Below are 10,288 nucleotides of genomic sequence, written 5' to 3'. Positions count from 1 at the left end.
CGTCAAAGACGAGTTCTTCCGGTCCGTATATCTTTCCTATCTCAGCGCTGTTTAACAGCTCCAGGCAGCTTTTCCCTTGAGCATAGCAACGTATCCAAGTCTGTGAGTTTTCCAAGGCAAATCCAATGGACTGATAGAATTGATTCGCAGGAACATCCTCCTGCGTCCACAGTTCGCAATAGTGGATGCCTAACGATAACAATTGTGCTTTAGCCTGTTTCCATAGCTTTCCGGCAACACCCTGCCTGCGGTATTGCGGCATAACTGCCATGTGCCAAATAATTGCGCCGCGCTCGTCCCCGTTGCAGGCTAAATCATCCGAGTCGAGTTCAATGTCAATCAAACCAACAATTGAGCCGTTATCTTCTGCCACCAAGCAAATGGACGGATGGTCATACTTTTCTTTTGCTGTTTTCACATCATTATAGTAAGAGCAGTCAAGAAAGGAAAGCACACGGCAAAAAAGCCAACCCTGCTCATCTGCGTCATTATATGTTCGTATTATCATTAGCAATCATTCCCTTTCAAACAACCCCGATCAATCCTAGAAAGCGCAGACGATATAGCTCTCTCTTAGGTCAGCAGAACCGCACCACAACATGTTGGGATTTGCCGTAAACCCCAAACAAACCCCATTTGGGCTAATCTGCAAAAAAAGAAACCCGAAAAGCCAACGTTCATGCGGCTTCCCGGGTTTTCAATTTGGTGCGCGAGACGGGACTTGAACCCGTACGTCATACAACACACGCCCCTCAAACGTGCCTGTCTGCCAATTCCAGCACTCGCGCTCAGCAAGAAACATTATATCATCTTTTTCGTCCGATTGTCAACACAAAATTGCTAATTTTTTTAAAGTTCGGCCGCAATTCGGACAAATTCATCATAGCTCATCATTCCACTGAGCACTTCCGGCAAAGCATTCGCGGATAAATATTCCGGAAGGGAAAGCCGTTTCAGCAGCGCGGCGCGCTTTTTAGCGCTTTCAGGACCGCCGGACAAGCCGTGTGCAAATAAATCGGCTTTCGTAATACGGCGGGACTCCGCTGCCTGCTCCTCCCCCACCCCGACTCCGGCGCGGAGAAGCGCTTCCTTTAGGACGGCAAGCGGCATTCCCTCCACGCCTAATTTGCCCTCCTTGGACGGTTTCTCCTTTCGCTTTTCCTTTCCCAGAAGATCCGGGATATAGACATGCCGGATTTTTTCCGGCGCAATACAGCCGGAGAGATAATTGCGAATCAAAAACCCGGCCGAATCGCTGTCGGTCAGAATTAAAATACCCCGGGAATCCGCAAGCGAGCGGATCAGCGCCATCTGCTGCGGATCCTTAAAAATTCGAAAGCCGTTGGTTTGCAGAATCAGGCCATCGATTATGGAAGACAATTTGATTTTATCGTATTTCCCCTCTACAATCACTGCTTCCTTTACATGGATCAAGCCGTATTTCCCCTTTCTGCCAGAATCAAAAGCCTTGCGATCAATTTTTCAAGAACGGTGCGGCGGCTGCCGCGCGAGCTTTTCAGGTCCATATCCGCCGAAAGAAGCTCTTTCAGGCTTTCCCGGTACATTCCGCCCGGATATCTCGCCGAGTCTTTCTCCGCGTTTCTGAGGCGAAATTCCTTGCGTGCATAGTCAAAGTATTTCGCGGGTTCCGTCGCGCTCAGGCCGCTCTGAATCGCCGCACGGACGCGGTACAGGTCAAGGTAGGCTGACGAAAGCACCGCGAGGATTGCGACTGGCTCCTCTCCCTGTTCAAGCAGAATGTCAAGAATAGAATACGCGCGGTCGCCGGAACCCGATAAGACCGCTTTCGAAAGGTCGAAAATGCGGGCTTCCAGATTTTTTACGGCGAGCCGGTCAATCAGCTGCGCCGTGATTTCGCCCTGTTTCACGTAAGAGCAAAGCTTTTCGAGCTCGTTTAAGAGCGTGGTCAGATCCGCCCCACAAAAGCCGACAAGCCGGTCCGCGTTGCGGGATGAAAGCTGACAGCCCCGTTTTTGTGCGCCGGAGCAAAGCAGCTTCTGGAGCTGCGCTCCCGTCCGTTTGCCGAAACGAACGGCATTTCCGCTTTTCTTCATCAGGTCGATGAATTTTTTCCAGTTTTTCCCCTTCTTTTCATCCGAGTTCCTGTTTACAAGGGCCACAATCAGGACGGTGGTCTCCGGCAAAGAGGAAACAAGTTCTTTCCACTTTTCCATCTCTGCCGTTTTCATCGCGTCGGCGTCGGGATCCGTTACGAGAACGCACTTGCGCTCCGCGAAAAACGGCAGCGCCTGCACGGCCTCCGCAATCCGGTCGATCCCCGTTTCATCGCCTTCGAATTTTTGAAAATTGAAGTCGGTAAACTGACTGCCGGACGCCTTGCCCGCAAGCCGTTCCGTATGATGCGACACCAGATATTTTTCTTCTCCATATAAAAAATACAGGTTTGCGAAATTTGACTGATCGATCTGCTTTTTCAGTTCGGCTTCCGTAATTTCCGGCATTCTATGGCTCCCTTCCGACCGTCAGTGTCCGGTCCTCCTTCGATTCAAGTACAATTGTTCCAAACCCGCCCGTCCAAAGTGTATGCTTCCCGCCTTGGTGTGAAAGTTTACAGAGATCCTGCAGATCCATGGAAAGGACCGTGCACATCGGGCGCAATACGGAAGTTTCGGCAGGCGGCATGTCCGTAATTAAAAAATCCGGGCTGCACCAGCTCTGCGGCAGCAGGGACACATCTGCCCCGGCCGGCAAAAGCAGGAGGTTCAGGTTTTGAACCCTGATCCGGACGGCCCGGCTTGCTCCGCAGCCGGCCTCCTGGATTTCCACATTCCTCCACATCCGGTCCAACAGAGAATTTTCCTGCCAGGAAACCGATTTGCACCCGGCGGCTGTTTCCAATGCAAATCCGTCATAACGGCTTCCCGCCGGCGCGGAAAAATCATCGATCGAGAATTGCCGGTGCAATTCAGCCGAATTAACAGCTTCGTCCCTGTCCTGTGTCAGAAGACACAAGCCGTCGAGCTCACCGATGTTTCTTCCCTTCAAATACCCCGTCACGGCGTTTGAATTGTACCCTCCGCACCCAAAAACCTCCGTATGTCCGTTTTTGCTTACGGCAACGGACAGGCCCGTTCCGACATCCAGCACGGCAATCCGCGTTCTGCCCTGTGACACGGCCTTATCACTCGCAATTCCCGTGAGAAGGAGAACCGCCGAGAGAAATGCTGCCGTCACGACCAGTTTTCGTCCATGGTACAATGCAAACGCGAACAGCAAAACGGAACCCGCCAGCCAAAGGGTGACATAGCCGTAACCGGCCGAAACACTCGCGCACGGAATCCCCGCCAGAAAATGCGCGCAGGCAAGCAGATATTTTGCAAGGATCCCGCTGACAAGCGCAAACGGCATTAATAAAAACGACTGCGGCGCAAAAAGCCCAATCACCGCCCCAACCGCCGACACCGCAATCATCAGGGAAGCCGGTACCAGCATCAGCAGATTCGAAAGCGGCGCAATCAGGGAAACGCTTTTGAAAGACAGCAACATTACCGGCAGCGTTGCCGCAATCGCGGCAAACGATGTGCCAAGGATTCCGTTTACTCCCCGTATGATCGGCCTTAACGGTCGAAATCGATCCAGGTGCGCGTCCAAACGTCGCTGGATCGGCCCGGCGAATAAAATCAGCCCAAGCGTGGCGGAAAAGGACAGCAGAAGGCCCACGTCCGCCGCCGCGTACGGATTCGGAAGGCACAGAATCAGGACCGCCGTTCCGAGCGAATTCAGCGGGTCCGCCCGCCGTGAAGCAAGCGGGGCACCCAGACAGAGCAGGCACATGATCCCGCTGCGAACAACGGACGGCACAAAGCCCGTGACAGCCATAAAGCAAAAAATCCCGACGCCTGCAATCGGTGCGGATTTCTTTTTCCGGATGCGAAGGACGCCGAACAGTAAAAGCAGAAGCTGCGCGATGGTCGCCATATGCAGGCCGGATACGGAAAGAAGATGTGAAACCCCCGCGGTGCGAAAATTCTCTGTCGTCTCGGAAGACAGCGCGGTTTTGTCCCCCAGCAGCATCCCCCGAATCAGGCCGGATTCTTCTGCCGGAAGCATGGAATCCACCGATGAAATCATCGCCCGGCGCAGCAAAAGAGCATAGTAATACGGAGGTTTCGATTCCGGCGGTAAAACGATCACCGGTTCGTACTCATAAACGTAGGCAAACATTCGGATTCCCCGCGACTCATAATAGGATTCGGAGCTGTACCCCTCTCCTCCCTGCGGGCGAAAAAGATGGACGCCGCAGCGGATGCGGGAATAGGGCTCGACATTCAACTCATTCTGGGAAGACAGACGAATTTTAAACCGCTGCGGCGCGCCGGAAACGGATACCGAGTCAAGACTGACCACATAATACCACCGCCCGTTCTGGGAATACGGCAGCTCGCAGACGGCACCCTCCACCGTAGCATCCGCGCCGTCAAGGGAACGCGGCGGTTCCACTGCCGCACGGGAATACCCCGCAAAAAAGGCAAACGCTACCGCCGCCGTGAGAAATGCCGCCGGAAGCACCGGTACGGTACGGGTTCTTTTCATTGCGGCCGTCGCTGCAAACAGTGCCAGACAGCACCAAAACAAAAGAAATGAATTTTCAGCGCCCAGATAAACCGCGGCCGCCAGCGTCAGCAGATAAGAAAATCCCACCAACACCAGCGGCCGTCTCATATAATCTCCCCCAAAAAGGCTGCCTATTTGAAGAACAGCGGCAGCGGCTCAAGAAAAACGATGTCCGTACGGTCCTTTGCGTCGCCTTCCGCGAGCACACAGGCCCGGCCGACAATTTCGCCGCCGTAGATCTTTACTAGCTTTTCCATCGCGGCCAGAGACTCCCCCGTGCTGATTACGTCGTCCACAATCAGGACGCGCTTGCCGCGCATCAGCTTTTCATCTTCCTCCGAGAGAAAGAGTTTCTGTACATGGTCGGTGGTGATGGATTTAACCTCAACCGAAACCGGATTTCTCATGTATGCTTTCACGCTCTTGCGGGCAACGACATACCTGCCGCAGCCCTGACGGGCCATTTCATAGCAAAGCGGAATTCCTTTGGTCTCCGCGGTCACTACGACATCGTGCTCCGGGCACTTTTCAAGCAGCGCCTCGGCGGTCTTTTCCGTGATTTCCACATCACCCAGCATAATAAAGCCCGCTATGTCAAGATGTTCGTCGATCGGGCAAATCGGCAGGTCGCGTTCGCAGCCCGCAATGGTCATATGATAGTATTTTTCACTCATAACAAAAGATCGACCTTTCCGTTAAGAATAACGCCGGACACCGTCAGCCCGGAGGCCATTTCATCGAACGGCCGCCCAGCAGATGAAAATGCAGATGCTGCACCGACTGGCCGCCGTCCGCGCCCGCGTTGCAGACAATGCGGAACCCGCCGTCCAGCTTGTTTTCCTTTGCAAGCTGAGCCGCGACTTCGTAGATATGGGCAACAACCGCGCTGTTTTCCGGCGTAATTTCGGCGGCGGAAGCGATGTGCTTCTTTGGAATCAGAAGAATGTGAACCGGCGCCTGAGGCTCCAAATCACAAAACGCCAAAATCCGGTCGTCCTCATAAACTTTTTTACAGGGGATTTCTCCCGCGGCGATTTTGCAAAATACACAATCCAAGGCAAATCCTCCTTTGCATCAGATTCCGAACATTTATTATAAACTTATTTTACCATATTGGCAACAATTTTTTCCGCGGCGGAAATCGCCTCGTCCAGCTTTTCCGGATGCTTTGTTCCAGCCATCGCGCTGTCCGGGCGTCCGCCGCCGCCGCCCCCGGCCAGTGCGGCGACTTCTTTCACGATCTTGCCGGCGTGGGCGCCTTTTTTCAAAGCTTCCTTCGCGCAGGCGACCGCAATATTTGCCTTGCCGTCCTGAACTCCGGCCAACACGGCGACCAGATCCGGCGCATGCTCTTTGACGCGGTCGCACATCATGCGGAGGACTTCCGCGTCCGCCCCGTCCAGTTTTGCCGCGATCAGGCGGACTTCGCCGACCTGTTTTGCTCGGGCGAACAGACTCTCCATGCGCATGGACGCCAGCCTGCCGTTCAGAGATTCCAGCTCGCGGTCCTTTTCTTTCAGCTCCGCCGAAATCTGCTCCGCTCTCTGCGCGAGTTCGGCAGGATTGTTCACTTTAAGCACCGATGCCGCCTGCTGAAGTTCCCCGGCAAGCTCATCCAGATAAGCAATCACATTATTGCCCGTTACGGCCTCGATGCGGCGGACGCCCGCCGCGACGCTGCTTTCCGACACAATTTTGAACAAGCCGATCTTCGCGGTATTGTCCATGTGGGTGCCGCCACAGAACTCGCTGGAAAAATCCCCCGCCGTAACAACGCGCACAACGCTGCCGTATTTTTCCCCGAACAAAGCCATGGCGCCAAGCTTTTTCGCTTCCTCAATCGGCATTTCACGGCATTCAACCGAAAGGCCGCTCAGGATTTCGGCATTCACCAGGTTTTCCACGTTTTTCAGTTCCTCGCCGGTCAAAGCGGAAAAGTGCGTGAAGTCAAACCGTACGCGGTGCTCGTCGACCAGCTGGCCCGCCTGCTCCACATGCGTGCCGAGAACTCTGCGCAGCGCCGCCTGCAGCAAATGCGCCGACGTATGGTTGCGCATAATCGCAAGCCTTCGCGGAGCGTCTACCTCGGCTTTCACCGTATCGCCCGCACGCAGCTCCCCCGCTTTGACAGCCGCATGATGCAAATAATTTTTCGCATGATTTTTTGTAGTGCCGGTCACAGCCAGAACTGCTCCGTCGGATTCCATAACGCCGGTGTCGCCCACCTGGCCGCCGCTTTCGGCGTAAAACGCGGTCCGATCCAGTACCACGGTAACCTCATCTCCGGCCGTCGCGCTTTCACAGCGCAAGCCGTCCTTCAGAATCGCGAGCACCCGGCCTTCGGTTTTCATGGTTCCATAGCCGACAAAATCAGTTTCCGGAATTCCTTCAAGCTGGTCGTTTTCCCCGGCCCAGGCATCCGACCCTGCATTTTTGCGCGCCGCGCGGGCACGCTCCTTCTGCTCTTTCATCAGGCGGGCAAATTCTTCTTCATCCACAGACAGGCCGCGTTCCGCCGCGATTTCCTTGGTCAGGTCGATCGGGAAGCCGTAGGTATCGCTGAGCAAAAATGCCTCCGCGCCCGAAAAGACCTTGCCTCCCGCCTTTTCCGTTTCGTCCAGATACCCGTTAACCAATGAAAGGCCCTGATCGACGGTTTTGGAAAAGCTCTCTTCCTCGACCCGCATCAGCTTTACGATCATGTCGCGCTTTTCCGCCAGTTCTGGGTAAGCGCCGCGGTTTTCCGCGATGACGGTATCCGCCACCTGCCAAAGGAACGTATCGTGAACGCCGAGCAAACGGCCGTGGCGCGCGGCCCGACGAAGCAACCGGCGAAGGACATAGCCGCGCCCTTCGTTCGACGGCATAACGCCGTCCCCGATCATGAATACGGTGCTGCGGACATGGTCGGTAATCACGCGCAGCGAAACGTCCGACTTCGGGTTATCACCGTAGTCCACCCCGGTAATTTTAGAAATGTGCTTCATAATGTTTTGAACCGTGTCGACAAGGAACAGGTTGTCAACTCCCTGCATGATGCAGGCAAGGCGCTCCAGCCCCATGCCGGTGTCGATGTTCGGATGCTCCATCGGCGGATAATTCCCCTTGCCGTCGCTGTCGAACTGAGAAAACACGACGTTCCAGAATTCAACATAGCGGTCGCAGTCGCAGCCGACGCCGCAGGTCGGCTTGCCGCAGCTGTACTGCTCGCCGCGGTCGAAATAAATTTCGGAGCAGGGGCCGCACGGACCGGAACCGTGCTCCCAGAAATTGTCCTCCTTGCCGAGCCGGACGATGTGCTTCGGGTCGATCCCCACTTCGTTCACCCAGATGTCGTGCGCCTCGTCGTCGTCCAGATAAATCGTCACCCAAAGCTTGTCGACCGGCAGCTCCAGCACCTTCGTGCAGAATTCCCATGCCCACGGAATCGCCTCGTGCTTAAAATAGTCGCCGAATGAGAAATTTCCCAGCATTTCAAAAAATGTTCCATGGCGAGCCGTAATGCCGACATTTTCAATATCGCCGGTGCGGATACACTTCTGACAGGTCGTCACTCGCTTGCGCGGAGGCGTCACCTCGCCGGTAAAATATTTCTTCATCGGCGCCATACCGGAGTTGATCAGCAAAAGGCTGTTGTCGTCCTTTGGAATCAGCGGAAAGCTGGGAAGGCGCAGATGCCCTTTTGACTCAAAGTAGGAGAGATAGATCTCCCTCAAGTCGTTCAGTCCCGTCCATTTCATTTCCTTCAGAATCTCCAATCCGTATTAAAATCGGCCAAATCACAAAAAAATAGACTTCCCCGTCCCCCTATGGGACGGAAAAATCCGTGGTACCACCCAAATTGCGCCCAACAGCGGACGCCTCTCGTTCCTCCCTTAACGCGGGGATACGCCGCCGCTCTTCGCCGCGGGGCTCCGGGCCGGCTGAACACAACCGTTTCCGCAGGAATCTTGCAGCCGTGGATTCCCTCTCTGATTCGGACCGATTCGCGTTTTCTGCCCTTCGTCGCCTGTAACCTTATCCTTCAAAATACTTTTTGATTATAATCCGTTTTACTGCGCTTGTCAATCAGTCCCGGCCGTTTTTCCGTTCAGCCGATCGCCTGATACAACTCGTCCGCGATTTCCTTGAAAGCCGGGCCGCAGGTCCGGCCGCCGCCGTCCCCGCCTTCCTCAAAAATGGTGACGACGTACCTGGGTTCGTCATACGGAAAAAAGCCGGTAAACCAGGATTCCACCAGTTCCGTTCCGTCGACATATTTTCCGGTCTGAGCCGTCGCCGTTTTTGCTCCGGCCCCGCCCTGATCCGGTTTCCCCTCCCGGCTGGTACCTCCTTCGATGGACGCCTGCATGAATTCCCGCAGGAGCCCGGCGTTCTTTTCCGACAATACGCGGGTTCCCTGCTGCTGCTGTGCGCGGCCTGTGTATTTTAGCTGCTCATCGACCGTTCCCTCGTACAGAGCAGGGCGAACGAACACGCCGTTCGAAGCAATCGTGTTTGTCATGGCGGCAACCTGCAACGGCGTGGCCGTCAGTTCCCCCTGCCCGAATGAAAAATTGGCAAGGGCCCGGGGCACACCCAGGCTTTTCAGGGTCGGAAGCACCCCGGTGTCGGAAGAAAGTCCCGGCGCAAGCTCAAACGACTGGCCGAACCCCAGGGAGCGGACCATGTTCAGGAAATTTTCCTGAGGAACCTGCTGCATCAGATTTACAAAATACGTATTGCAGGAATTTGCGATTGCCTGTTTCATGTTCTGTTTTCCGTGGCTTTCCGAATTATAACAGTGAAATATTCCGCCGTCCACGTCGATTCCGCCGGTGCAGGTATAGGTGTAGTCCGGTGAAATTCCATACTCCAGCGCCGCCGCAGCAGCTGCCAGCTTAAATACGGAACCGACGCTGTACGCCGAAACCGCGCGGTTTAAAAGCGGTGAGTCTTTTGCCTTGAGAACGGATGCAACATCGTTCTGATTGTAGGAAGGGCGGCTGACCATCGCGCGGATTTTGCCCGACGGCACTTCCAGGATGACGATTGCTCCCTTGGTCAGGTACCGGTCGGCGGCCTGCTCGGCGACCGTCTGAATGTATTTGTCCAGCGTCAGAACCACGCCGCTTTTTCCAAGGTCGGACGTGTCGCTGATTTGTTTTTTCTCTCCCGCCAGAACATGGTTGAGCGCGTCAACCTTGTACGTCACGGTGATTCTGCCCTGATTCCCGCCAAGCAGGGAATCATACGCTTTTTCGATTCCCGCGGCGCCTTTTCCGGATCCGTCCAGATACCCCAGAATATGAGCGGCCATTCCGGAATCCGGGTACCGGTCTTGGATGGTAAAAGCATCGATTCCTTCCTGTTCGATTTTTGAGGGAAGTTTCAGCGTAAACGGGCGGCCTTCGCTCAGCGTTTCATAGAGGCTTTCCATTCGTTCGGCGGGCAGAACCCAGCTGAGTGCGGCGGTCGTTTCAATGCCCGGCACAACGGCGGCGACATATTCCTTTTCTGCGCCTGTCAGAGCGGACAGGTTACAGTCATAGACGGTTCCTCTCGTTGAGGCAACCGTCAGTTTATAGCTGGATTGCCTCTCCGCCGTCTGGGCAAGCTCCGTTCCGTTGGAAATCCGGTATACCATCAAAATGGTCAGAAACATCCCCAGCATAAACACACAGAAAAAAGTGGCGGCTCGTTTACTCATGAA

At 54.8% G+C, this 10,288-nt stretch carries 8 protein-coding genes and 1 tRNA gene; all 9 read right to left on the bottom strand.

Translation table 11 applies throughout. From position 1 onward, the window contains the following. The coding region (locus tag ACLQ3M_RS14780; RefSeq protein ID WP_411678459.1) for a GNAT family N-acetyltransferase at window positions 1–508 on the bottom strand (508 nt) is incomplete at its 3' end. 195 nt (window positions 509–703) lie between these two features. Next, window positions 704–788, bottom strand: a tRNA-Leu gene (locus ACLQ3M_RS14775). Between the two features lie 61 nt (window positions 789–849). Then, window positions 850–1,434, bottom strand: coding sequence for a toprim domain-containing protein (locus tag ACLQ3M_RS14770; RefSeq protein ID WP_411678458.1), 585 nt, complete (start codon window positions 1,432–1,434; stop codon window positions 850–852). After that, complete coding sequence (gene holA, locus ACLQ3M_RS14765) at window positions 1,431–2,483, bottom strand: DNA polymerase III subunit delta (RefSeq protein WP_411678457.1); 1,053 nt, start codon at window positions 2,481–2,483, stop codon at window positions 1,431–1,433. The genes ACLQ3M_RS14770 and holA overlap by 4 nt, the downstream gene beginning before the upstream one ends. Before the next feature lies 1 nt (window position 2,484). Further along, window positions 2,485–4,704, bottom strand: coding sequence for a ComEC/Rec2 family competence protein (locus ACLQ3M_RS14760; protein WP_411678456.1), 2,220 nt, complete (start codon window positions 4,702–4,704; stop codon window positions 2,485–2,487). Window positions 4,705–4,727: 23 nt separating this feature from the next. Then, window positions 4,728–5,270, bottom strand: coding sequence for a phosphoribosyltransferase family protein (locus ACLQ3M_RS14755; protein ID WP_411678455.1), 543 nt, complete (start codon window positions 5,268–5,270; stop codon window positions 4,728–4,730). A 43-nt stretch (window positions 5,271–5,313) separates the two neighbouring features. After that, the gene (locus ACLQ3M_RS14750) at window positions 5,314–5,652 is read right to left on the bottom strand and encodes a histidine triad nucleotide-binding protein (protein WP_411678454.1); all 339 of its coding nucleotides are present in this window, start codon (window positions 5,650–5,652) and stop codon (window positions 5,314–5,316) included. Window positions 5,653–5,696: 44 nt separating this feature from the next. Next, window positions 5,697–8,336, bottom strand: coding sequence for an alanine--tRNA ligase (gene alaS, locus ACLQ3M_RS14745; protein WP_411678453.1), 2,640 nt, complete (start codon window positions 8,334–8,336; stop codon window positions 5,697–5,699). Window positions 8,337–8,686: 350 nt separating this feature from the next. Further along, window positions 8,687–10,285 (bottom strand): peptidoglycan D,D-transpeptidase FtsI family protein, encoded by a 1,599-nt coding sequence (locus ACLQ3M_RS14740; RefSeq protein ID WP_411678452.1) that lies wholly within the window; start codon window positions 10,283–10,285, stop codon window positions 8,687–8,689. Window positions 10,286–10,288 lie beyond the last annotated feature (3 nt).

The sequence above is a fragment of the Caproicibacter sp. genome, from assembly GCF_046707225.1.
In the GTDB taxonomy this organism is placed as follows: Bacteria; Bacillota; Clostridia; order Oscillospirales; family Acutalibacteraceae; genus Caproicibacter.
Note: the sequence above shows the minus strand (reverse complement) of the source record. Positions and strands in the feature narration are given on the sequence as shown.